This is a genomic window from Lysinibacillus sp. NPDC096418 (assembly GCF_044762775.1).
Taxonomy (GTDB): Bacteria; Bacillota; Bacilli; order Bacillales_A; family Planococcaceae; genus Lysinibacillus.
Genome location: NZ_JBIWEY010000024.1, coordinates 1 through 22,527 on the forward strand (window position 1 = coordinate 1; position 22,527 = coordinate 22,527).

The following is a 22,527-nucleotide window of genomic DNA, read 5'->3' on the forward strand; positions in this document are numbered from 1 at the left end:
TGACCCACCATTTTTGCGGGTGTAGTTTAATGGTAAAACCTCAGCCTTCCAAGCTGATGTCGTGAGTTCGATTCTCATCACCCGCTCCAAGAGGGCCTATAGCTCAGCTGGTTAGAGCGCACGCCTGATAAGCGTGAGGTCGATGGTTCGAGTCCATTTAGGCCCACTACTATTCCGAAGTAGCTCAGTTGGTAGTAGCACCTGACTGTTAATCAGGTTGTCGCAGGTTCGAGTCCTGCCTTCGGAGCCATTTTTTTGTGGGGAAGTACTCAAGAGGCTGAAGAGGCGCCCCTGCTAAGGGTGTAGGTCGGGTAACCGGCGCGAGGGTTCAAATCCCTCCTTCTCCGCCACTATAGATTGGCCCCTTGGTCAAGCGGTTAAGACACCGCCCTTTCACGGCGGTAACACGGGTTCGAATCCCGTAGGGGTCATACGTAAAGCACACATGATGTTGAAAGACATTATGTGTGCTTTTTTTTGTATCTAAATATCATTTTAGATAAGATGTTGATAGAGTATAGATAAAGGGGGAAGAAACATGAATGATAAACTAATATGGATTAAAAATAGACAATTTCAATTGCAAGGCAACATAAAACAAGTAGCGCCACTACTAGAAAATTTCACGTTAGATCAAGTAAGTCGCGTTGAGCGATTCCACCGTACATATGGACAGTTTGAAGAAACACCCTTACGAAAGTTAGATGCTTTAGCAAGAAATGTAGGTGTAAATCAGATTTTTGTAAAAGATGAGTCATATCGATTTGGCTTAAATGCATTTAAAGTATTAGGCGGTGTGTATGCATTAGGACAGTATGTAGCTAAGCTATTAGAGAAAGATATTGAAGAGTTATCGTTTGAAGAGTTAAAGTTGCCAGAAGTGAAAAAACAATTAGGAGACTTAATCTTTATTTCAACAACGGATGGCAATCATGGACGTGGGGTGGCTTGGGCCGCGAGAGAGCTTGGTTTCAAAGCGCGCATATATATGCCACAAGGTAGTGCAGAGGAGCGCCTGCAAAATATAAAAAATGAAGGTGCTTATGCTGAAATTACTAATATGAATTATGATGATACGGTTCGCTATACTTCACAGCTTGCAGCGGAAAATGGTTGGATTATTGTACAAGATACAATGTGGGAAGGGTATGAAGAAATTCCACTGTGGATTATGCAAGGCTATACTACTTTAATGAAAGAAGTTGTAAATCAACTTGAAGAAGCACCGACGCATGTATTTTTGCAAGCTGGCGTTGGCTCTTTTGCAAGTGCAATGGTGGCGTTTTTACAGCAGTATTATGAGCAAGATATAACGTATGTATTAGTGGAGCCACATGCAGCAAATTGTTATTATGAAAGCTTTAAGAAGGGAACCGAACAGTCTGTAAATGTTGGAGGAGCGATGCATACTATTATGGCAGGTCTTGCATGCGGAGAGCCTAGTCCAGTTGCTTGGGATATTTTGAAGACTTATACGCAGGTAAGTATTAGTTGTGAGGAAGAAGTAGCAGCTACGGGAATGCGTGTGCTTGGAAATCCGATTGGAAGTGATACGAGTATTATTGCAGGAGAATCTGGTGCAGCACCGCTAGGATGTTTTTACACAATTATGAGTGATAGCGAATATCAGGATTTAAAAGAGGTATTGAAATTAAATACGACTTCACGAGTACTATTCATTAGTACTGAGGGAGATACAGATGTTAACAATTACCGTGATATTATGTGGCATGGGAAATATCCTACAACCTAGAGGGGAATAGTATTAGTTGAAGAAGTAAGGTGCTGTCTTAAAAGTAAGATAGTTTATCGAGAGTAACTATTTTATTGATATACAGGTAAAAATCCGCGTAGACTCCTGCGGGAACATTATTTGCGACTTATGCTGTGCAGGCGGAAAGCGAAGCGGATTTTTACTATATAGAAAGCCAGTTGTTCAGCTTAAACGGACTTATTGGACATCCTCTTAAAATGTATATACTTAATTTTTCATCTGTCATTCGAATTATTAAAAATAGTGGAGATATTAATGAATTTTTATATTTGAAATTTTGAATGCTCCGTTTGAATCAGTTGTAATTGTATATGTTTTATAGCGGTCGTAGTATTGATAATCGCCCTGTGCATTATAAAAATCAAACGTTTCGTTCATATACACGAGATAGTTGCCATTTGAAGTAGTTACATCTAATACTTCGTTATTGGTAAAATAGAAATAATGGCCATCTCCAGTAATATCATTAACGTAATCTTCAAGTTCTCGATAGGCTGTGCTATTAGATGCTAACATATCTGCAATCCAATAAAAATCACCTTCGTTCAACGCCAATTCATAATACATGCGGAAAGCTTGCACAAACTGACCCGCTAAAATAGCATCTGTATCGACTGAAGTTTGCGGGCTATAGTTATAAACATCTGCAACTGCTAGCACTTCTTTTGCAGCTAACGGTTTTGCAATCCAAGCATCAAACTGCTCAAGCATACTGTATAGTGGGATGCTGAATCCGAAATTTGTTTTAGTTTCTGAAGTATAAAGAAGTGAATTAATGCCAACTACTTTTCCAGTTTGGACATCCACTAAAGGTCCTCCACTACTTCCTTCATCGATTTGAGCATCTATTTGATAGATTTGCTTGTAAATGAATTTATCTAATTCTATATCACGACCGTTACCTGTTATATAGCCTACGGATGCAGAATTTTCAAATCCTTTAGGACTGCCGAAAGCAATGACCTCTAAGCCAACAGGTGACTCCCTAGGCTCAACTTCTAAAGGTTTTACATCCCGATATGCTGGTACATGTAAAAGCGCTATATCGTATCGATCTGAAATGCCAATTACGGTTGCGGGCGATTCTTGCCCTTTAGAGTTTCGAATAGCTACGTCTACTTCGCCTTCAACAACATGGGCATTGGTAATGACATAGCCACCTTGTTTATAGAGAAAACCAGAGCCCTGTGCAGAATTAGTCAATACTGTAAATACTTTTTGCTGTACTTCTTTTATGAGTGCTACTCGGTCTACGTCTTGCTTATAGTTCTCTTGTTTTTTCTTTATTTCTTCAGTTGAGACTTGCTGAATGTTTGGAATAGTACTTGTTTCTTTGTAGGATGTACCGCTTGCTTTTTGATTATCATTATAGTAATCCCAAAAACCATAACCAAGGCCACCTAGTGTTACAAAGCAAATGATTAATACAAATATCATCCAAACTGGAATTCCTTGTTTTACAACCGGTATCGAAGTTAATTTCTCTCCACATACAGAACAAAAGTTTCCGCCAGCATTCTCAATATGATTGCACTTTGGACATTTCACCCTACCAACTCCTATGAGATATTTACTATTAATATCGGTAATAAATGTTGAATTTGTACTATTTAATAGAAAAATTCACTACTGTTGTATAAACAAAGGTCACTATCGAAACTAGGGGTGATTTCCGTAATGCTTATCCCCAAGGAATCATGCTGGATCCATTCAAATCAACAAACGCTTTATTAAAAATGTCAACATCGCCTTTTTTTGATGAACATACCCAGAATTCCAGTGTTTTTTTTTACATATTTTTTTCTTGACCTTGACGTTGCGTAAAGGTTTACAGTAAGGGTAGTGGAGGTGAAAGGTATGGAATATACTATTCAAGAGCTGGCAAATTTGTCTGGTGTTAGTACGAGGACACTGCGTTATTATGATGAAATTGGTTTATTGAAGCCTGCAAGAACGAATGAGGCAGGTTACCGTTTTTATGAACAAGAAGAGGTAGATTTGTTACAGCAAATATTAATTTACAGGGCGTTAGATATAAAGTTAGCGACGATTCAGCAAATTATTCAAGCGCCTGATTTTCAGCAGAAAGAGGCTCTTGTTTCACATCGGGTTGAATTACTAAAACGAAAACAGCAACTTGATCTATTATTACAAACGGTGGAGCAAACGATTCAATCATTAGAGGAGGAAATACCAATGACAAACGAAGAAAAATTTAAAGGATTTAAAGAAAAGCTTATTGAGGACAATGAACAACAATACGGTGAGGAAATTCGATCGAAATATGGAAGTGAAACAGTTGATGCATCCAATGCGCAACTAAGAAAAATGACAAAAGAACAATATGAAGCGATGCAGCAGTTAGAGCAACAGTTATTTGCTCGCTTAGAAGAGGCGATGCAAATGGACGATACATCGAGTGAAATTGCAATGGAAGTAGCGGAACTTCATAAGCGCTGGTTATGCTTTAACTGGTCTAAATATTCGAAGGAGACACATGCTGGTCTTGCACAGATGTATATAGCAGATGAGCGATTTACAGCTTACTATGATGAGCGTGTTGCACCAGGTGCGACGCAGTTTCTACATGATGCCATTTTAACATATACACGAAATTAAAAAACTCTCCCGAGGTCTTGTGTTTTAGAAATGATATTTTAGGAAAAAATATAGAAAAGGCAAAGGGAGGCGTTTTTGTGAAAGAACAAACTATAGCCAAGTTGAAAAAACAATTAGAACAGGAATTAAAGGAAGTGGAACAGCAACTAGAAGATGCTGAGGTGCCAGAGAAAACAGAGTTATCGAATTATGATAATCATCCGGCTGATAATGCCAGTGATTTAACGGATCAGCTAACAGAAATGGCTATTGATGAGCATCGGAGTGACAATGCTGAAGAAATTAAACGTGCTCTTGAAGCGATGGAAGATGGCACGTATGGTGTTTGCAGTGTATGTGGAGAAGAGATTCCTCTTGGTCGTCTAGAGGCGATGCCGAAAGCATTAACATGTGTGGAGCATGCGGAGCATCAAGATGAGAATTTAAGACCCGTTGAAGAAGAAGTACTATCCGCTTCACCAAAATTCTCGGATGATTTTGAAGAGGTTGAGGCATTTGGCTCCTCGGATACCGAGTCCGATCAAAATATGTAAGCATTCTTTACTTCAGGCAGTATAATAGCTGTATGAGGTGAAAAGTATGGACATTATAGATTTACATTGTGATGTGCTAATGAAATTAACTACGCTAGAAACAGCGAAGTTTAGGGATGATGTACGATTACAAACAAATAAGGATCGACTGCAATTAGGGCAGGTAAAAGCTCAAGTTTTTGCAATCTTTATCGACCCGAAGATTCCTCAAGGTATGAAGTTTATTGAGGTAATCCGTCAAATTGAAGCGTTTCATACGCATGTGTTACAAACAGAAGGTATGGTGCATATAACAGACTGGTCTCAGCTTGAAAATTTAGCGCCTCATGAAATAGGTGCAATTTTAAGCTTAGAAGGTTGCGATGCAATTGGTGACGATATTACGAAATTGCAAGCGGTATTAGATGCTGGGGTCAAGCTTGTCGGTTTAACGTGGAATGGCGAAAATAGTGTGGCATATGGGGCTGAGCAAGATGCGAAACTAGGCTTAAAGCCATTTGGCAAAGAAGTTGTAGATATTTTAAATAAGCATGATATATTGATTGATGTCTCGCATTTAAATGAGCAAGGCTTTTGGGATGTCTTGCCACTGGCGAAGCATATAATTGCAAGTCATAGTAATGCACGAGCACTCTGCGAGCATCCCCGTAATTTAACGGATGAGCAAGCGAAGGCGTTAGTAGAGCATGGGGGACATATCCATATAGTGTACTATCCACATTTTATTGGTGAAAATGCTACGTTGGATGATTTAGTAACACATATAAAGCATTTAGCCAATCTAGTAGGTGTTGAGCATCTTGGTTTGGGCTCTGATTTTGATGGCATTGATGAAACGCTGAATGGGTTAGCGCATGCTGGAGAGACACAAAATTTATTAGAAGCCTTACGAGAACATTTTTCAGTCGAAGAAGTGCGAGGCATTGCCAACGCCAATTTTCGTCGCTATATCAATGACGCCTCGGTGTAATTGTACCTGCCGCTACGCTTTCGCGCAGAAAAAACAATGCGTCCAGATTTTGAATTGTGCTTGCACAATTAGTTCCTTTCAAAATCGGTGACATCCCCCGAAGGCTTTATCTTCATTCACTATGTGTTTGCTAAATAAAGATAAAAAATACGACAACCCGTTAAGGCTGTCGTGCATAAGCATTAATAAAAGAAATAATTAAATAATAATCCAAGACCTAGTAGGAAGCCGAAGAATGTATTGGTTTGCGCTGTAAATTTCATCGCAGGCATTACTTCTTTTGCTTCCTTTTTATCGCGGAAAATTTGGATGGCACGTAACGCTTTCGGTACACTTAAGAAAATAATAAGTGCCCAAGCAGTAATGTCATCAATTGCTACAAGTGCAATAATCCATAAATATGAAACGATGAAAAAGCCTGATAACACAGTGATTGCTCGGTCACGACCAATTAAAATAGCGAGCGTTTTACGTCCACCTTCTGTGTCTCCAACAATATCACGAATATTATTCGACAGCATAATTGCTCCGACTAAAATCATACTTGGCACAGAAAGTAATATCGCATCAAGTGTGACTGTACCTGTTTGAATGTAAAAGGCGATTAAGACAATACCCATCCCCATAACAGCCCCTGAAACGAGCTCTCCGAATGGTGAATATGCAATTGGGTAAGGTCCACCTGTATATAAGAAACCGATGAGCATACATACGAGCCCAACAGCAGCAAGCCACCAAGACGTTGATGCACAAATATAAATGCCTAGTAGCGTAGCGAACGCATAAAAACTTAGCGCAATAAACATAATAGTTTTTGGCTGGACACCATGACGGACAATTGTTCCTCCGATGCCGACTGAATGTTCATTATCGAGTCCTAGTTTGTAATCATAATATTCATTGAACATATTTGTTGCCGCTTGAATAAGCATACTAGCGATAAGCATGGCAAAAAACAGGGCAAAATTAATAGTTACTTTGTCAATTGCTAGAGCAATTGCTGTTCCTAAAAAAACTGGAACGAACGAAGCGGTTAAAGTGTGAGGACGTGTCAAATGCCACCAAACTTTAAAACCCCTATCAGCTTCAATGACTTTGGTCATAAGGTGATTCTCTCCTTCAAATGTTGTAGACTCTACCTATTTTATATGAAGAATGAGAAATTGGGTAGGTTATCGGCTTATTGGATACAGTTAAGCCTAAAAAAATGATATGATACAATAGAAACTGATTTCATAGAACGATACAGTAGTTAATAGCTGTCAAAGAAACAAGTGACGGTTCTTTTAGCGAGTTACATTGCAACAACGGAGGGAATTTTCATGCAACAGAAGTGGTACCAAGCCACAGAAGTATATGTGGACTCTTTGGGCCAAAACCTTCATTTTTATATGGAAACAATCGAAGTAAGTCGCTTATCGGCGCTAGCATTTTACGCGGCTGGTGAAGAGCGTTATAAAGGTGAACGATTTTATTGGCAAAATAGAGAAAAAACAATGACATTAGTAGGCTTAGGACATGCCTATACAATTCAAAATAGCGCAAAAGACGACCGTTTTGATGGTGTAGAAAAAGAGTGGATTAGCTTAACGAAAAATTGCATAAAGGGTCAAGCAGAGTTACAACCGATACTTTTTGGTGGTTTTACATTCGATCCACAAAATGAAGTGAGTGGAGAGTGGACAGACTTTCCAGAAGCTTATTTTGCACTTGCCACATATCAACTGGTTTTACGTGATGACAAAGCATATATAAGTGTGAATCTTGTCACTAAAAATGCGCATGCAGAAGAACAATTTGAAGTGCTTCGTAAAGAGCGAGATCATTTAATTCACGCAGCACAGGTGAAAGAAGTAAAAACATATTCTAAGCCTGAAATGATCAACTATTTCGAACCATATAAAGAACAGTACTTAGCATCCATTAATCAGGTGACATCGCTTATTAAAGAGAAAGAAGCTGATAAAGTTGTCATCGCACGCTCTCTTGCATTGCAATTTAAAGAGCAAGTAGGCTCACAACAAGTACTTTCTCAGGTGATCAATGAGCAACCTGAAAGTTATTTATTTGGTTTAGAGCGAAATAATTTACTATTTTTCGGTGCGTCACCAGAGCGTCTTGTAAAAGTAGAAAAAGGTCGTGCTTTCTCGTCTTGCGTAGCAGGTTCCATTAAACGTGGAAAGACAGCGGAGGAAGATATGGTTTTAGGTCAAAGCCTATTGAATGACCGTAAAAATGGTGGAGAGCATCAATACGTTGTTGATATGATTGCTGAAACATTCCGTAAAAACTGTACCGATATGAAAATCCCTACAGGGCCACGTTTACTGAAAATCCGTGATATTCAACATTTATATACACCGGTTGAAGGTCAACTAAACGCGGATGCAACAATATTACAATTAACGAAGCATCTACATCCAACACCAGCTTTAGGTGGCGTGCCACGACAAGAAGCAATGGCAGCAATTCGTAAATACGAGCCGATGAATCGCGGGCTATATGCTGCGCCGATCGGTTGGTTGGATGCAGAAGGTAATGGTGAATTTGTTGTAGCGATTCGCTCTGCATCTTTAGTCGATGATAAAGCTTATTTGTACGCAGGTGGGGGTATTGTGGCAGATTCAGAACCACAATCTGAATATGAAGAAACATTAGTAAAATTCCGCCCGATGCTTCGAGCGTTAGGAGGTCAATTAGATGAGTGATCGTCAGATATTAACTGATTATGTTTATAAAATGGTTGCGTCACTAGTACAGGGAGGCGTCGAGCAGGTGGTTGTTAGTCCAGGATCACGTTCTACACCACTTGCTTATGCTTTTGCATCAACAAAAGAGTTAACGATGTATCGCCAGGTTGATGAACGTTCAGCTGCATTTTTTGCACTTGGTATCGCCAAAGCGACCGCAAAGCCAGTTGTATTATTGTGCACATCAGGAACAGCAGCAGCGAACTACTTTCCGGCGATTGTTGAGGCAAGCTATGCGCGTGTACCATTAATCGTCATTACAGCAGATCGTCCACATGAATTACGTGAGGTGGGTGCACCACAAGCTATTAACCAGCTAAACCTTTACGGTGAGCATGTGAAATGGAGTGTCGATTTTCCATTAGCAGATGGGGTAGCACCTACATTACCATTTGTTGAGCGTCATATTGCACGTGCTGTTGCCTTAGCAACGAGTGCACCATTTGGACCTGTACATCTGAATGTACCTTTTCGAGAGCCATTACTTATTGACTTTCATGACGAACTGCCAAGGGCAACATTTCAGCAAAGTAGTATCGCTGAGTTAACACCTTCAGAGAGAACGCAGGGAGAATTAAGAGACTTATTAGCTGCGACGAAACGAGGCTTTATTGTAATTGGGGAGCTTCCACTAGGCACTGATTTAACAATCCTATGGGATTTAGTACGTCAGTTAAAATGGCCAACAATTGTGGAGAGTCTGTCAAACATGCGTACTTTAGTACCTGAAGACTGTATGCAGTATGTAATTACAACATATGACGCTATTATGAAGAGTGAAGATTTTCCGGCGTTAGTGAAGCCTGATACTGTGCTTCGTTTAGGGGCTCAGCCGATTTCGAAGTTTATCATGCAATTTATTACGAAATCTCAGCCAAATGCGTATATTGTGGTTGATGAGGATCCGATGTTCCGAGATTCAACAGGTGTATCCACACACTTTATACAAGCTACTATTGGCGAATGGCTAAGAAAATTAGATGTTAGTGACAATATGCTAGAATCAGCATATTTAGCTGAATGGCAAGATGCTGATGATCTGGCACTTGAATATATCGAACATTACACTGAAGGTGCAATTGATGAAGGTGCTATGGTTAGCTTACTTTTAGAATTCATACCAGAGGGTAGTGATATTTTCGTAAGTAGCAGTATGCCGATTCGTGATGTTGATACGTTTTTAATCAAAACAACAAAGGATATTCGTGTGTTTGCAAACCGTGGAGCGAACGGAATTGATGGTGTTGTTTCTACAGCAATGGGATTTAGCCAAGTAAACAAACGTGAAACGTATTTAATCATAGGTGATTTAGCGTTTTTACATGACGTAAATGGTTTAATCGCTTCACGCTATCAGAATTGTAATATAACTATTATCGTCATGAACAATGATGGTGGTGGTATTTTCTCTTATTTACCACAGTCTAAAGTGGAAGAACATTATGAGGATTTATTTGGTACACCAACTGCTCTAGAGTTTCGTGATATTGCACATATGTATGATATGGAATATGTACGTGTGGATGAAATTGCAGAGTTGTTCCCGAAATTTACGATGGCCAAAAAACGCCCATTACGTTTAGTAGAAATCTTCACAGATCGTGAGGAAAATGTATTTGCACACCGTGCGCTATGGCAACGAATAAATTCGGGGTTAAAAGCATGGCAAAGTTAAATATACGAGGTATTGAAACGAATGTAGAAGTGTGGAATGAAGGGGCCGAGCAAGTAGTCGTTGCATTGCATGGATTTACAGGTAGTACGGTCACATGGCGAAATTTGGCGAATGAGCTGAAAGATGTACGAATCGTCGCAATTGACTTAATTGGTCACGGTAAAACGATAGCCCCGGAGAAAGCTAGTCGGTACGTTATGAATGAGCAGTTAAGAGACCTAGACGAAATTTTCAAGCAATTGGGTTTGGATAAATTCGCATTACTCGGGTATTCCATGGGTGGTCGTATTGCCTTATCGTATGCCATCGAATATCCTGAGCGTATTGAAAAGTTAATATTAGAAAGCGCATCACCAGGCTTACGTACATCTAAAGAATGTATCGAGCGTTGTGATCGAGATAACATGTTAGCCGATAAAATTGAGATGAATGGCCTTACATCGTTTATCGATGCATGGGAAAATATCCCGCTCTTTGAATCACAAAAAAGATTGCCAGAAAGTGTACGACGAGCGATTCGAACAGAGCGGCTTACGCAATGTGAATCTGGATTAGCCGGCAGCCTTCGTGGAATAGGAACAGGTATGCAACCATCCAATTGGCTGTTTTTAGCACAACTAGACATGCCTGTGTTATTGATTACAGGATCGATGGATGAAAAGTTCTGTAAAATTGCAACTGATATGACAGCTTTATGCAAGAATGCACAACATGTGATAGTAAATGAAGCTGGGCACGCAATTCATGTGGAAAATCCCGCGGAGTTTGCTACAATAGTAAAGAAGTATTTAATGTGATTTTGAGATCATGTTAACGCCTCATATTAATAATGAGGCGGATTAGATGAATTAGGGGGAAATATCAATGACACGTCAATGGACATCATTACATACTTATGAAGATATTAAGTATGAGTTCTACAACGGTATCGCAAAAATTACGATTAACCGTCCAGAAGTGCGCAACGCTTTCCGTCCAAAAACGGTAATGGAAATGATCGATGCATTTTCACGTGCGCGCGACGATAAAAATGTGGGTGTTATCATCTTAACAGGCGAAGGAGAAAAAGCCTTCTGTTCAGGTGGAGACCAAAAAGTTCGAGGCAACGGTGGTTACGTTGGCGACGACGAAATTCCACGCTTAAATGTATTAGACTTACAACGTTTAATCCGCGTTATTCCAAAACCAGTAGTTGCGATGGTTGCAGGTTATGCAATCGGTGGTGGACATGTACTACACGTAGTATGTGACTTAACAATCGCTGCAGACAACGCTCGTTTTGGACAAACAGGACCAAAAGTTGGATCATTCGATGCTGGCTACGGTTCAGGCTATCTTGCACGTATTATCGGACATAAAAAGGCACGTGAAATTTGGTACCTTTGCCGTCAATACGATGCACAACAAGCACTTGATATGGGCTTAGTTAACACAGTTGTTCCTTACGAGCAACTTGAAGACGAAACAGTTCAGTGGTGTGAAGAAATGCTACAAATGTCGCCAATGGCACTTCGCTTCTTAAAAGCTGCGATGAACGCTGATACTGACGGCTTAGCAGGTCTTCAACAAATGGCGGGTGACGCTACACTTCTTTACTACACAACTGATGAAGCAAAAGAAGGTCGCGACGCATTCAAAGAAAAACGCCAACCAGACTTCGGTCAATTCCCAAGATTCCCTTGATGAATGGAAAAGCTTAGAAAGCCCGTTTGAGAGTTTGAAATGAAGGTGCTCATTTGCCTTCGCCCGAGGGATTGAAGCGACGCGAGGAGCTGGCTTTCGGAGCTAGACAATAACAGAGACACGTATCTTTTATGAGATACGTGTTTTTTTGCGTAGGCAAGTCGTTTAGACGGATAAAACTTTGAATGTGACGGATAGAATTGCGCAATATCTATGCAAATCTTTCGAAAAAGCAGTAAGATTAGCATTGTAAGTGATTGGAGGAAACGATATGTATCCGAACTGGATTTTACAGCGTGCTTATTTAACACCGTTGCGCGCTGCTTTAACAAATGAAGGACAAACATGGACATTTAGTGAAGTAAATGAACTTGCTCTAAAACGTGCACGGCAATTAACGGCACTTGGCATACAGCAAGGAGCCCGTATTGCGATTATGGGCCCAAGCACGCCAAATATAATTTTCATGATGTATGCAAGTATGCATTTGCAATGCGAATTAGTTATGCTGAATCGACGTTTGTCAGCAGCAGAAATTGCTTATCAAATAGAGGATGCTGCAGTAGTAACTGTACTTGTTGCAGATGAAGATGCAGAAAAGTTGCCGCAAAATGCGCCTCAGCTTTTATTTTCAGAAATTGAGCAAGGTGCTGAACGAGAAGTTACCGTTGCGAAAGAGTGGTCATTAGCACAAACGACCTCGATTATGTATACGTCAGGCACAACTGGTTTTCCAAAGGGCGTACGTCAAACTGTTGGCAATCATCAGGCGAGTGCGACAGCCTCAGTTTTTAATTTAGGTTTACAGGCTGAAGATGTCTGGTTGTGTGCGGTACCGTTATTTCATATTAGTGGCTTTTCGATTTTAGTGCGGTCATTACTATATGGCAATAAAGTGCATTTATACGAACAATTTGATGTTGATGCTATTATGAAAAATATGGTCAATGGTGATGTAACGCATATGTCTGTTGTTTCGGTCACATTAGAACGTATTTTACATGCATTAGAAGAGAAAAATAGGAAAGCCTCAACTCGTTTTAAAATGATGCTAGCAGGAGGTGGACCCGTTCCAGTTGATTATTTACAGCGTGCTGGGGCATTAAATTTAGCCGTTGCCCAAACATATGGCATGACGGAAACTTCATCTCAAACTGCTACACTTGCGAGTGAAGATGCAATGTTGAAAATTGGTTCTGCGGGGAAGCCATTATTCTTTAATCAAATACAAATTGTTGAGTCAAATGAAAAGGGCGAGGGAGAAATATGTATTCGTGGCCCGCACGTAACACCTGGCTATATTGGCCGCTTTGCACAAAAGGAAGCAACAATAGATGGGTGGCTTCATACAGGGGATATTGGCTATATCGACGAAGATGGCTATTTATTTGTTGTCGATCGTCGAGCTGATTTAATCATTTCAGGTGGTGAAAATATTTACCCCGCAGAAATCGAGAATGTACTTCTCGCACATCCAGCAGTGAAGGAAGCCGGCGTATGTGGTAAGAACCATGACAAATGGGGGCAAGTGCCAAAAGCCTATATCGTGTTGAAGGAAGAAGTATCGATTGAGGAACTATTAGATTTTTGTAAACAAAAGCTAGCTAAATATAAAATACCTAAGGAAATAAATTTTGTCCATGAGTTACCCCGAAATGGCTCGAATAAGCTGTTAAGAAGAAAATTAAAGGAATTATAGTCCAAGAAGGAGCTTTCTGTATACAAGAAGGCTTCTTTTTTATTGTTAAGGAAACTATTTATTTTTGACAGTGGTCAACCTAGGGCATTGTCGTCTAGGCTAAAGCACTACATCCTCGAGGTTGCTTCGGGCTCACACGATATGAGTCATTTCGGCAATACCATATGGATGTGGCGTTTTGGCGATTTGATGTGAAGGAGCGCTTTAGCTCATTTGTTCTGTATATCACAAATTTACAAGTAGTTTGGTATAAAACAAATGAAAACCACATAAAATGATTAGTAAGGGAGACAGACTCATATGAGAAAATACTTAAGTATTATGATGATACTACTAACTTTCTTACACATGAGTCAACTGCATGTTCTGGCCGATAATTTTCATAAAGAAGTTGAAACAGCAAATACAGTCGATGAATTAAAACAGCAAATCCAACAGGCTTTGATGCAACTAAAAACGGATTTTGATATTCGCTATACAGGAGCGGCTACTTTGTCGAAAGATGAGTTAACAGCAATGATTAAAGAGGCAGATATAGATCCTTATATTTATGCGAATATCGCAAGTTTTAGATGGCATTATAGCGGCTATGTAAAAAATATTGTCATTAAATTTCAGTTTAACTATCACCACTCAAAAGTCGAAGAAGCTTTCGTAGACCAAACACTGAACAATATTATAGCGCCGATGCGTAGACTTAGTAACTTTGAGAAAGTTAAAGCTGCACATGACTTTATCGTCTTGTCTACAGAGTATTCAAGTCAGACAGTAAGCAGTCAATATTCACCATACACATTGTTAACAGAAAACAAGGCGGTATGCCAAGCGTATGCGTTAGTGCTTTATCGTATGTTAGAGAAGTTGGGGTTTGAAGTGCGTTACGTCGCAGGAGATGCGAAAGATCAGCTCCATGCATGGGTATTAGTGAACTTAGCTGGAGCTTGGTATCACATTGATGTAACCTGGGATGATCCAGTACCAGATAAACCAAACGAAGTACGATATAACTATTTCCTTTTGTCTGACGATCAATTAGCTGAAGATCATCAGTGGGACCGTATGCAATATCCAGCAGCAAATCGTGAATATTCTTTTAAGCTCAATGCTATGGATCAGCCATTTGTATTAAACAGCACAGCATTTTTACAAAATTCCTCTATTATTAATCGTACGAAGTTTCCTACTTTTGATTATGGAGGTAGCTATTCAAAGGTCGATGAGCGTTCAAAGAAAAATGTAGAAAACATCAATGCAAAATTTCTTATCGCTAATTTGTTTATGAATTTATTCTTTGAAAACAAAGAAAAATATAGTCGTGAGAGCATTCGAAAATATAAGAATATTTATGTTCCACAACAAAGAATATCGCATAAAAAACTAGTCGTCATAAAAAAGGGTGTCTCGAATTTTTTCATCGAGACACCCTTTTCCATTTTATTGAGTTTGAGTGTTTAAAGCAGTTTCTAATGTTTTGATATTTTTCTGCATTAACGTGAAGTACGTTTCTTTGTTTTTTACATCGTCGGTTGTTAAGGTACTTAAGTTATGCAAGACAAGTGAATCTGCTCCAACTTCTTTCTGAATAACTTCCGCTAGTTTAGAGGAAACGTTTTGTTCGAATAAAATATAATGAATGTGTAAATCCTTTGCTTTGTCTACGATTGACGTTAATTCTTTTTGTGAAGGTTCAGTTTGTGAGTTTAAGCCTGCGATTGGTAGTTGAGATAGACCATATTCACCCGCAATATAACCAAATGCTGCGTGTGAAACGAAGAAGTTTTTCTCTGATGCAGTATCGGCCATTGTTTTAAATTGATCGTTTAATTTTTGTAATTCATGTACTAAAGCTTCGTAATTAGCAGTAAAAGTAGCTTCTTGTTCAGGCATTTTTTCAACAAGTGCATTTTTAATAGAAAGTGCTAAGTTCTGACTAATGACTGGTGAAAGCCAAACGTGTGGATCTACATCACCGTGGTCGTGGTCTTCATGACTTTGTCCGTCTTCTTCATGTTCTTCATGGGTATGTCCCTTTTCTTCGTTGTCATGTGTATGACCTGTGCTTACAGCTAGTTGTTCATCGGATACTTGGTCAGCTGTTGCAATCATTGTAACGTCTTCTTTCGCTAACGTTTTTTTCGCATTTTCAACGAAGCCTTCAAGACCTAAACCTACATAGAAAAACAGATCAGCATCAGCTAATTTCATCATATCTTTTTGAGTGGGCTCAAATGTATGCTCATTAGCTCCAGTTGGATAAATAGAAGAAACGTTTACAAATTCACCGCCAATTCGTTCAGTGAAATAGCTTAATGGGTAAACTGTCGTATAAATAGATAATTTGCTTGTCGATTCGCTAGCCTTATCAGCAGTTGTTGTTTTGTCGCCACACGCTGCCGTAAATAGCGCTAGTATGGCTACTGTGAACAGTAAAAATATTTTTTTCATATTAATGTAATACCTCTCTCTTAAATAGTAATGATTACGATTTATTTTTAACAGTTTTTATAATAACGTACTACTGAGAAAAGTACAAGAAAAAATGACCTTCGAAATTAATTCTTTTTCGAAGGCCATTTTTCTGGAACTGGGTCAAAGCCACCAGGATGTAGTGGTTGGCATTTTAAAATACGGATAATCGTCAAGATAAATCCTTTAATTGCTCCGTGCTTTTGAAATGCTTCTAATCCGTAAGATGAGCAGGTGGGATGGAAGCGACACGAAGGTGGCGTCATAGGTGAGATGAATTTTCTGTAAAACTGAATGAGCCATATAAAGGGATATTTCATGCTTGACCATCCTTGTGTTGTATTGTTGATTGTTCAGGTTTAGCATCGATTGTTTGTTTAAAAACATCGCCTTTTTTCTTCATGAGGACGATGACAGAGACACCAAACATTAGCATCATCATGGCAATCATGATGATAATTGGTAATGGGACACCCATTTTTTTCACTCCAAATCAGTTTCGTTATTTTTATTATAATAGTTTTAGCATTAAAAATGTATTAATTGAACTAGGATCTGGTTATGTAGCAATCTACTTCTTGTCGTGTTGAAAGTTTTGAACAGGTTTTTCATCGACTGTATGTTTAAAGGCATAGGCACGATTGACACTTGCAATAGTAGCAACTGTTATCAAGATAACGATGATAAGTGCTACGATTAATAGTATGGTTAAACTCATTTACTTCACTCCGTTTCTGATTCATCCATTCTTATTATAGAATATGTGCTTCTGGTAATTGTGAAGGAAGTTTGACATTCCGGCGAATAAAAAAATTCCTTTTTCATCATACTATAGAAAAAGGAGTGTTTTGATGGATCGCCACCGCGTATATTTTTCACTTGCCAACCGAACGTATTATACAAATCCACATGCAGGTCCATGGAATTTTGAGCTAAATATTGATCGCCAGGCACTAGATGTTTTTGAAAAAATCTTTCAGCAAATGCAGCTACTAGAGATATCGAATATGTGGAGAGCGCAGGTTCCGTATGTACCATATCATTTAGATAAGGAAAATGATGATATTGATTTGAGATTAAAAAAAATATATGCCTTAGTGCATGAGTATGGAGATGATGACACAAAAGCATTTGTGGAACAGTTACCATACTTCGATAAACGTGTCTAGCTCATTGTGGCTAGGCATTTTTTATTGTTCACAATAAGTGCGCTCTCGCGAACAATGAATTTGCTAATATTAATATATTTGGAAAATCATATATAATATAGAGGCGGATATTAGGAGTAAGTGATTTAGAATAGATAGGATATAATTGCATTTTTGCAAGATGAATAACTGGGTCTCTTATTTTATTTTCTACATAATCAATTATAGAACAGTAGAGAAAGAGGAGAAATGATGCGGAAAATTAGCAAAATGGTGATAAAGGTATGTTTAGTGTTAGGTGCCCTTCTAGTGATGGTTTTTGGAGCTTCTTGGATTTATCATTTGAATGCTATAAAAAAAGAGGTGCTAGATACTCCGCCTCCGGGAAAAATGGTAGAGGTGAACGGACATCAGATGCATGTGTATCAACAAGGTAAAGGGAAACAAACAGTTGTTTTTTTATCAGGTAACGGTACGAGTGCCCCAATGTTAGATTTCAAACCACTTTGGTCACTACTATCTTCAAGTAATTCAATTGCAGTTGTGGAAAAGGCAGGTTATGGTTGGAGTGAAGTAGCGGATGTCTCACGGGAAATTGATGTTATTTTAGAAGAGACTAGAACAGCCTTACAATTGGTAGAAATTCGTCCACCTTATGTTTTAGCAGCGCACTCTATGTCAGGCATTGAAGCAATCCGTTGGGCACAGCTCTATCCTGAAGAAGTAGATAGTATCATTGGGTTAGATCCTGCTATTCCTTCTGTTTACGAAATATTTCCAATTCCATCTTCCATGGAACTCATCCTACCTACGATCTTTGCACGCTCAGGGATGATTCGATGGATACCATCTCTATTCAATCAATCGGCAGCTATAGCTTCTGGTAATTTATTAAAGAAGGATCAAGAAGTGTATCGTTCAATTTTATATCGTCGAACGTTAACTTCTAATATGGCTGAAGAGATTGAGCAAATAAAGGAGAATGCTAAAAAAGTTGAACGAGAGGGAATTCCTAAAGATACACCAATGTTGTTCTTCATTTCAAATGGGAAAGAAATACCTATTGAGAACTGGGGAGAGATGTTAGAGGACTATGTCAGTGAGCTTAAGATAGGAGAATCCATTGTAGTAGATGCAGGGCATTATGTCCACGCTTGGCAACCAGAAACTATAGCTGAGAAGATAGAATTATTTTTAAACAAACACTCACTAAGAAAAACTATAGATGCTGAATGATATTTTATAAAAAGGATCAATTATTTTCGATTGATCCTTTTTATTGAGCTAGAATAGAACTAACTACAATAGTGTATACATTATTATTAACTCTATGAAAATAATAGTAATTGTACCGATCCCAACGAACGCTAGTTTATTTTGAATTTCATTTTCCAGTGTACTAATTTTACAGACAGAGCAGCTTAGCGCGACTCTTGAAGGATTCACCATCGTCATGAAAGATGAGCTTACGTTTTGAGTGCATGCTATTAGAATGGGCGAAAGACCTATTTGTATGGCAGTCTCAGTTTGTAATCTAATAAACATCGTATTGGATGCGGTATTACTTCCCGTTAAAAAGCCGCCAGTAGCACCTATTAATGGGGCAATAAATACAAAAAATTGACCAAAAGATTGTGATGCTGTCGATGACAAAATTTCAATCATCTTTGCTTCTGACATAATTTCAGAAACGACAATATATAAAAATGTAGTGAGGATGACCGGATAACATTTATTTAGTGTTAATTTGATACTATCTATGATGGCGCTTCTGTTTAAACGGAAGAAGAAAAGTGTGAAAATGCAAACGAGCATAAGAAAAAAACCAGGTGAGTATAGTGGTGCTAAGTGAAAATTATATTTTTCTATAGAAATATTTAAGATACCGGAAAGAAAATCTTTTATATGATGAATGATTCTTGATGTGAATAGTAGCAGTATTAACAGTAGATAGGGAGAAACATTTTTAATAAATGAAATTTGGCTTTCATGTGTTGAAGTATTACTCTTTAGTTTGATCAGTAGAAAAATAGCGACGATTACTGTTAAAGATCCAAAAATACCTGCAAGCTCGACACTAGCAAAACGATTACAGACCCAGACAGAAAAACCTAATAAAAATCCAATGAAAAGTACTGGTATTATACTTTCTTTTAAAGCTTCTTTTCCAGCCCCTATGTATGCAACTAAGACGGCAATATAGATGTAAATAGGTATAGACATTAAGGCACTCCCCATTCCTAACTCTTGTAAGGGAATATCTCCTAATGTAGCTCCAATGATTGTACCTAATGATAAAGTTCCCCAAGGTATAATACATAAACTGATTAAAGCAATAACAGATGATTGAATAGGACTAAAACCTAAGGCAATCAATATAGGTGCAATGACGATGACAGCTAAACCAAAGCCACTCACAGATTCAATTAAAGGTGATAACCCTAAAGCTAATATCAAGACTTGATAAATTTTATCATTGGTTGCAGTTGTGATAGAAGAAGCGATGCCATCTATAGCCCCTGCTTTTTCCATCAATTGAAATAAAAGAATTCCAAAAAATAAGATATACACAATGACGGATGTCGTCAGAAAACTTTTAGTTATAGGCTCAGGTATTATTTTTATGTTTGTGTTAAAGACTGGTGAAATAGCGATGACAGTTGTAATGATACAAGCAGTTATCCCTGTGAAAATGGAAGACTTTTTTAATACGAAAATCATGAAAAAAATACTAAACAGTGGTAACAAAGCAAGTAAGATTTTTAACATTTCATACACTCCTAATTTATATGACTTTAATTCATTATAGTACATCTAATTACACTATAGTATAAAATTTGTAATTTAAGGAGGATCATCAAAAAATAGGGGGTGATTTCCGTTCCGCCAGCGTGCTTTCCTGGGGGCTACCGGTAAGCCGTCAACACGATGTTGGTCACAAAGGCGCTATCCCAGGAAGTGATGTCTCTAGCCTTTGTTCCCCTAAACGCTCGCTCCAAGGTCTTACCTGTGACGCTAATCTCCAAGGAGTCACGCTGGCTCCGCTACAATCAACAAATGCTGCTTTTTAAATGTCAACCCCACATTTTGTTGAAGAACCTAATTTAAGTTTCACAATAACTGTATAAGGTTTTATTAATGTTGATAGTTATAGCTGTTGTGCCATATTATAGAAGGAATACGTCACTGGAAATACACTATAGTGAAAATGAAGGAGTTTAAAATAATGGGATTTGGAAAACAAGTGAATTTTATTAGGAAAAAAAGCAATTTGACGCTACAGGATTTATCTTCATTAAGTAATGTGAGTGCCTCTATGCTATCTCAAATTGAACGAGAAGAAAAAAACCCAACCATTCAAGTAGCTTGTCAAATTGCGGAGGCATTAAATACGACACTTTCAGCTTTATTAGATCAGCAGGAAAAACGGGATATTGTTGTAATGAGAAAAAATAATCGTCCCATTTATGTTGATGAAAAATCTGGATTTCAACGGCATTTATTGTCCCCCTCCTTTCCATCCAGAGGCATTGAATTTGTCTTGAATATTGTTCCTGCTAATGAAGAATCGGGTGTATTTCCGGCACACAAATCAGGTGTTCAAGAATATATTTTTGTTGAATATGGAAAATTACGTGTTGAACTAGGAAACGGCGTTTTTAAAGAAGAATTAGGTGAGGGAGATTCCTTCTTTTTTGAAGCGGATACAGAACATAGATTTCTTAATATTGGAGATGAAGAGTGTCGTTATTTCCTTGTGATTGATTCTACACAGGCGAAGAAATAGGCATATTGGTGATAAATTAACGACTTATTAGAGGTAATACATACCAAGTTTTTAATAAGTACATTTATTATTGTTTACATGTATTTTTTATCAGGGAAAGTTGAATGCACTGAATACGTTCGTTACACTATGTATATAGGAGTTGACGTGAATGTTTTCATTTCAAGATTTAAATGGTTTTCAAGTAGATTTAAGTTTCACAAAAGGGAAATTTACTGTTGAGCCAAAGCATGTACTAGTGTTTTTAAAGTATGAGGACAAGTGGCTTTGTACAATTCATAAACGTAGGGGAGTTGAGTTTCCCGGGGGTAAGCTAGAGCCTGGTGAAACTTTAGAGGAAGCTGCTATACGAGAAGTATTTGAAGAAACTGGGGTACGGGTAAAGAATTTGCAGTGGTTTGCGGAATATGCAGTACACGATGACATGCTATTTTGTAAAACGGTGTTTACTGCACAGTTTGCTAGTCAAGAGGATATATCTTTTGATTTAGAAACATCGGGTATGATGTGGCTAACAGATGAAGAACTAGCGGAACATCCAAATTTAAGTTTTTATATGAAGGATGAAGGTATGAAAAAAATGCTAGAGGAAGTGAAGCACTATGAAAATCGATGGTGAGATACTTGAAAAACGTGCATATCCTTCACCGAATCCTGCTATTCGTTTAACAGAAATAACGTATATTTCGCAAGGTTTACGGGTGAAAGGGTTACTAGCAGAACCTAAAGTAAAAGGCACATATGATGGTTTTCTCTATTTACGAGGTGGCATACAAAATGTTGGTATGGTAAGAGCCCCACGTATCGCACAGTTTGCAGCCCAAGGATTTATCGTTTTTGCGCCTTATTATCGTGGCAATAGGGGCGGCGAAGGACGTGATGAGTTTGCCGGAGATGATCGCTTTGATGCGGTACATGGTGTTGAAGTGTTAAAGCAATATTGTAATGATCGCGTTCATGTTTTTGGTTTTTCACGAGGTGGTATGATGGCATTATGGACAGCGATTATACGAAATGACATTACATCCATTGTTACGTGGGCAGGTGTATCAGATGCAACAGCTACATATTGGGAACGCATGGATATGCGTCGTATGATGAAACGTGTCATCGGAGGCACGCCAAATCGTGTACCTGAAGCATACGATGCTCGAACACCCTTATTTGAAGTGGAAGAAATAAAAGCACCCGTATTAATCATACATGGTTTACGCGATGAAAATGTTGAAATTGAGCATGCAAGACAGCTTGAATTTTATTTAGAAGAAGAAAAGCGAAGCGTGGAAACATGGTATTATGAAAACCTGACACATTTTTTCCCGCCAGAAGTTAATCGACAAGTTGTTCGAAAACTGTGTAACTGGATGAAAGCACAATAAAGAACATGACAGTCGTTCTATCATTAGAATGACTGTTTTTATAT

The 22,527-nt window shown here is 38.5% G+C and carries 22 protein-coding genes and 5 tRNA genes; 20 read left to right on the plus strand and 7 right to left on the minus strand.

Annotated features, from left to right (window positions below; genetic code table 11):
- Positions 1 to 15 precede the first annotated feature (15 nt).
- The 6 genes from ACIQZG_RS16340 to dpaL all read left to right on the plus strand — a co-directional run bounded on the left by ACIQZG_RS16340 (position 16) and on the right by dpaL (position 1,753).
- A tRNA-Gly gene (locus ACIQZG_RS16340) sits at positions 16 to 89 on the plus strand.
- A gap of 3 nt (positions 90 to 92) precedes the next feature.
- A tRNA-Ile gene (locus ACIQZG_RS16345) sits at positions 93 to 166 on the plus strand.
- Positions 167 to 173: 7 nt separating this feature from the next.
- Positions 174 to 250 (plus strand) — tRNA-Asn (locus ACIQZG_RS16350).
- 9 nt (positions 251 to 259) lie between these two features.
- Positions 260 to 350, plus strand: a tRNA-Ser gene (locus ACIQZG_RS16355).
- A gap of 9 nt (positions 351 to 359) precedes the next feature.
- Positions 360 to 431, plus strand: a tRNA-Glu gene (locus ACIQZG_RS16360).
- 107 nt (positions 432 to 538) lie between these two features.
- On the plus strand, positions 539 to 1,753 hold the full coding sequence (gene dpaL / locus ACIQZG_RS16365; RefSeq protein WP_402756551.1) for a diaminopropionate ammonia-lyase: 1,215 nt from the start codon (positions 539 to 541) through the stop codon (positions 1,751 to 1,753).
- A gap of 273 nt (positions 1,754 to 2,026) precedes the next feature.
- Here dpaL and ACIQZG_RS16370 read toward each other — a convergent pair whose 3' ends face one another.
- On the minus strand, positions 2,027 to 3,322 hold the full coding sequence (locus tag ACIQZG_RS16370) for a trypsin-like peptidase domain-containing protein (RefSeq protein ID WP_402756552.1): 1,296 nt from the start codon (positions 3,320 to 3,322) through the stop codon (positions 2,027 to 2,029).
- 309 nt (positions 3,323 to 3,631) lie between these two features.
- Between ACIQZG_RS16370 and ACIQZG_RS16375 the strand changes: the two genes are divergently transcribed.
- From ACIQZG_RS16375 to ACIQZG_RS16385, 3 genes are all read left to right on the plus strand, one after another.
- Positions 3,632 to 4,393, plus strand: a complete 762-nt coding sequence (locus ACIQZG_RS16375; RefSeq protein ID WP_402756553.1) for a MerR family transcriptional regulator — start codon at positions 3,632 to 3,634, stop codon at positions 4,391 to 4,393.
- A 77-nt stretch (positions 4,394 to 4,470) separates the two neighbouring features.
- Positions 4,471 to 4,926: a TraR/DksA C4-type zinc finger protein gene (locus tag ACIQZG_RS16380; protein WP_402756554.1), complete on the plus strand. Its 456-nt coding sequence runs from the start codon at positions 4,471 to 4,473 to the stop codon at positions 4,924 to 4,926.
- Positions 4,927 to 4,972: 46 nt separating this feature from the next.
- A complete protein-coding gene (locus ACIQZG_RS16385; RefSeq protein WP_402756555.1) occupies positions 4,973 to 5,896 on the plus strand; it encodes a dipeptidase in 924 nt (307 codons plus the stop codon).
- A 182-nt stretch (positions 5,897 to 6,078) separates the two neighbouring features.
- Here ACIQZG_RS16385 and ACIQZG_RS16390 read toward each other — a convergent pair whose 3' ends face one another.
- Positions 6,079 to 6,999, minus strand: a complete 921-nt coding sequence (locus ACIQZG_RS16390) for a 1,4-dihydroxy-2-naphthoate polyprenyltransferase (RefSeq protein WP_402756556.1) — start codon at positions 6,997 to 6,999, stop codon at positions 6,079 to 6,081.
- A gap of 219 nt (positions 7,000 to 7,218) precedes the next feature.
- On the opposite strand from ACIQZG_RS16390, the gene ACIQZG_RS16395 reads away from it, so the two are divergent.
- From ACIQZG_RS16395 to ACIQZG_RS16420, 6 genes are all read left to right on the plus strand, one after another.
- Positions 7,219 to 8,604, plus strand: a complete 1,386-nt coding sequence (locus tag ACIQZG_RS16395) for an isochorismate synthase (RefSeq protein WP_402756557.1) — start codon at positions 7,219 to 7,221, stop codon at positions 8,602 to 8,604.
- Positions 8,597 to 10,321 (plus strand): 2-succinyl-5-enolpyruvyl-6-hydroxy-3-cyclohexene-1-carboxylic-acid synthase, encoded by a 1,725-nt coding sequence (gene menD, locus ACIQZG_RS16400; protein WP_402756558.1) that lies wholly within the window; start codon positions 8,597 to 8,599, stop codon positions 10,319 to 10,321. The genes ACIQZG_RS16395 and menD overlap by 8 nt, the downstream gene beginning before the upstream one ends.
- Entirely contained in the window at positions 10,309 to 11,118 is an 810-nt protein-coding gene (gene menH, locus ACIQZG_RS16405; protein WP_402756559.1) for a 2-succinyl-6-hydroxy-2,4-cyclohexadiene-1-carboxylate synthase, read from the plus strand. The genes menD and menH overlap by 13 nt, the downstream gene beginning before the upstream one ends.
- 67 nt (positions 11,119 to 11,185) lie before the next feature.
- Entirely contained in the window at positions 11,186 to 12,004 is an 819-nt protein-coding gene (gene menB, locus ACIQZG_RS16410) for a 1,4-dihydroxy-2-naphthoyl-CoA synthase (protein ID WP_402756560.1), read from the plus strand.
- A gap of 271 nt (positions 12,005 to 12,275) precedes the next feature.
- Positions 12,276 to 13,703, plus strand: coding sequence for an o-succinylbenzoate--CoA ligase (locus tag ACIQZG_RS16415; protein ID WP_402756612.1), 1,428 nt, complete (start codon positions 12,276 to 12,278; stop codon positions 13,701 to 13,703).
- A gap of 300 nt (positions 13,704 to 14,003) precedes the next feature.
- Positions 14,004 to 15,158, plus strand: coding sequence for a transglutaminase domain-containing protein (locus tag ACIQZG_RS16420; RefSeq protein ID WP_402756561.1), 1,155 nt, complete (start codon positions 14,004 to 14,006; stop codon positions 15,156 to 15,158).
- Here the strand turns inward: ACIQZG_RS16420 and ACIQZG_RS16425 are convergent.
- The 4 genes from ACIQZG_RS16425 to ytzI form a co-directional block, all read right to left on the minus strand.
- On the minus strand, positions 15,138 to 16,148 hold the full coding sequence (locus ACIQZG_RS16425) for a metal ABC transporter solute-binding protein, Zn/Mn family (RefSeq protein ID WP_402756562.1): 1,011 nt from the start codon (positions 16,146 to 16,148) through the stop codon (positions 15,138 to 15,140). The two genes, ACIQZG_RS16420 and ACIQZG_RS16425, sit on opposite strands and share 21 nt — an antisense overlap.
- Before the next feature lie 107 nt (positions 16,149 to 16,255).
- Positions 16,256 to 16,489 carry a membrane protein insertion efficiency factor YidD gene (gene yidD / locus ACIQZG_RS16430; protein WP_402756563.1) on the minus strand — a complete coding sequence of 78 codons (234 nt, stop codon included), beginning with the start codon at positions 16,487 to 16,489 and terminating at the stop codon, positions 16,256 to 16,258.
- Complete coding sequence (locus ACIQZG_RS16435) at positions 16,486 to 16,656, minus strand: hypothetical protein (RefSeq protein WP_402756616.1); 171 nt, start codon at positions 16,654 to 16,656, stop codon at positions 16,486 to 16,488. The genes yidD and ACIQZG_RS16435 overlap by 4 nt, the downstream gene beginning before the upstream one ends.
- Before the next feature lie 84 nt (positions 16,657 to 16,740).
- Positions 16,741 to 16,887 carry a YtzI protein gene (gene ytzI, locus ACIQZG_RS16440; protein WP_402756564.1) on the minus strand — a complete coding sequence of 49 codons (147 nt, stop codon included), beginning with the start codon at positions 16,885 to 16,887 and terminating at the stop codon, positions 16,741 to 16,743.
- Positions 16,888 to 17,020: 133 nt separating this feature from the next.
- On the opposite strand from ytzI, the gene ACIQZG_RS16445 reads away from it, so the two are divergent.
- A complete protein-coding gene (locus ACIQZG_RS16445; protein ID WP_402756565.1) occupies positions 17,021 to 17,338 on the plus strand; it encodes a transposase in 318 nt (105 codons plus the stop codon).
- Positions 17,339 to 17,569: 231 nt separating this feature from the next.
- Entirely contained in the window at positions 17,570 to 18,553 is a 984-nt protein-coding gene (locus ACIQZG_RS16450; protein ID WP_402756566.1) for an alpha/beta fold hydrolase, read from the plus strand.
- 63 nt (positions 18,554 to 18,616) lie between these two features.
- Here ACIQZG_RS16450 and ACIQZG_RS16455 read toward each other — a convergent pair whose 3' ends face one another.
- Positions 18,617 to 20,086, minus strand: a complete 1,470-nt coding sequence (locus ACIQZG_RS16455; RefSeq protein ID WP_402756567.1) for an L-lactate permease — start codon at positions 20,084 to 20,086, stop codon at positions 18,617 to 18,619.
- A gap of 457 nt (positions 20,087 to 20,543) precedes the next feature.
- Here ACIQZG_RS16455 and ACIQZG_RS16460 point away from each other — a divergent pair, with 457 nt between their 5' ends.
- From ACIQZG_RS16460 to ACIQZG_RS16470, 3 genes are all read left to right on the plus strand, one after another.
- Positions 20,544 to 21,104 carry a helix-turn-helix domain-containing protein gene (locus ACIQZG_RS16460; RefSeq protein WP_402756568.1) on the plus strand — a complete coding sequence of 187 codons (561 nt, stop codon included), beginning with the start codon at positions 20,544 to 20,546 and terminating at the stop codon, positions 21,102 to 21,104.
- A 151-nt stretch (positions 21,105 to 21,255) separates the two neighbouring features.
- On the plus strand, positions 21,256 to 21,723 hold the full coding sequence (locus ACIQZG_RS16465) for an NUDIX domain-containing protein (RefSeq protein WP_402756569.1): 468 nt from the start codon (positions 21,256 to 21,258) through the stop codon (positions 21,721 to 21,723).
- Positions 21,707 to 22,483 carry an alpha/beta hydrolase family protein gene (locus ACIQZG_RS16470; protein ID WP_402756570.1) on the plus strand — a complete coding sequence of 259 codons (777 nt, stop codon included), beginning with the start codon at positions 21,707 to 21,709 and terminating at the stop codon, positions 22,481 to 22,483. Before ACIQZG_RS16465 ends, ACIQZG_RS16470 begins: the two co-directional genes overlap by 17 nt.
- The last annotated feature ends 44 nt before the right edge of the window (positions 22,484 to 22,527 follow it).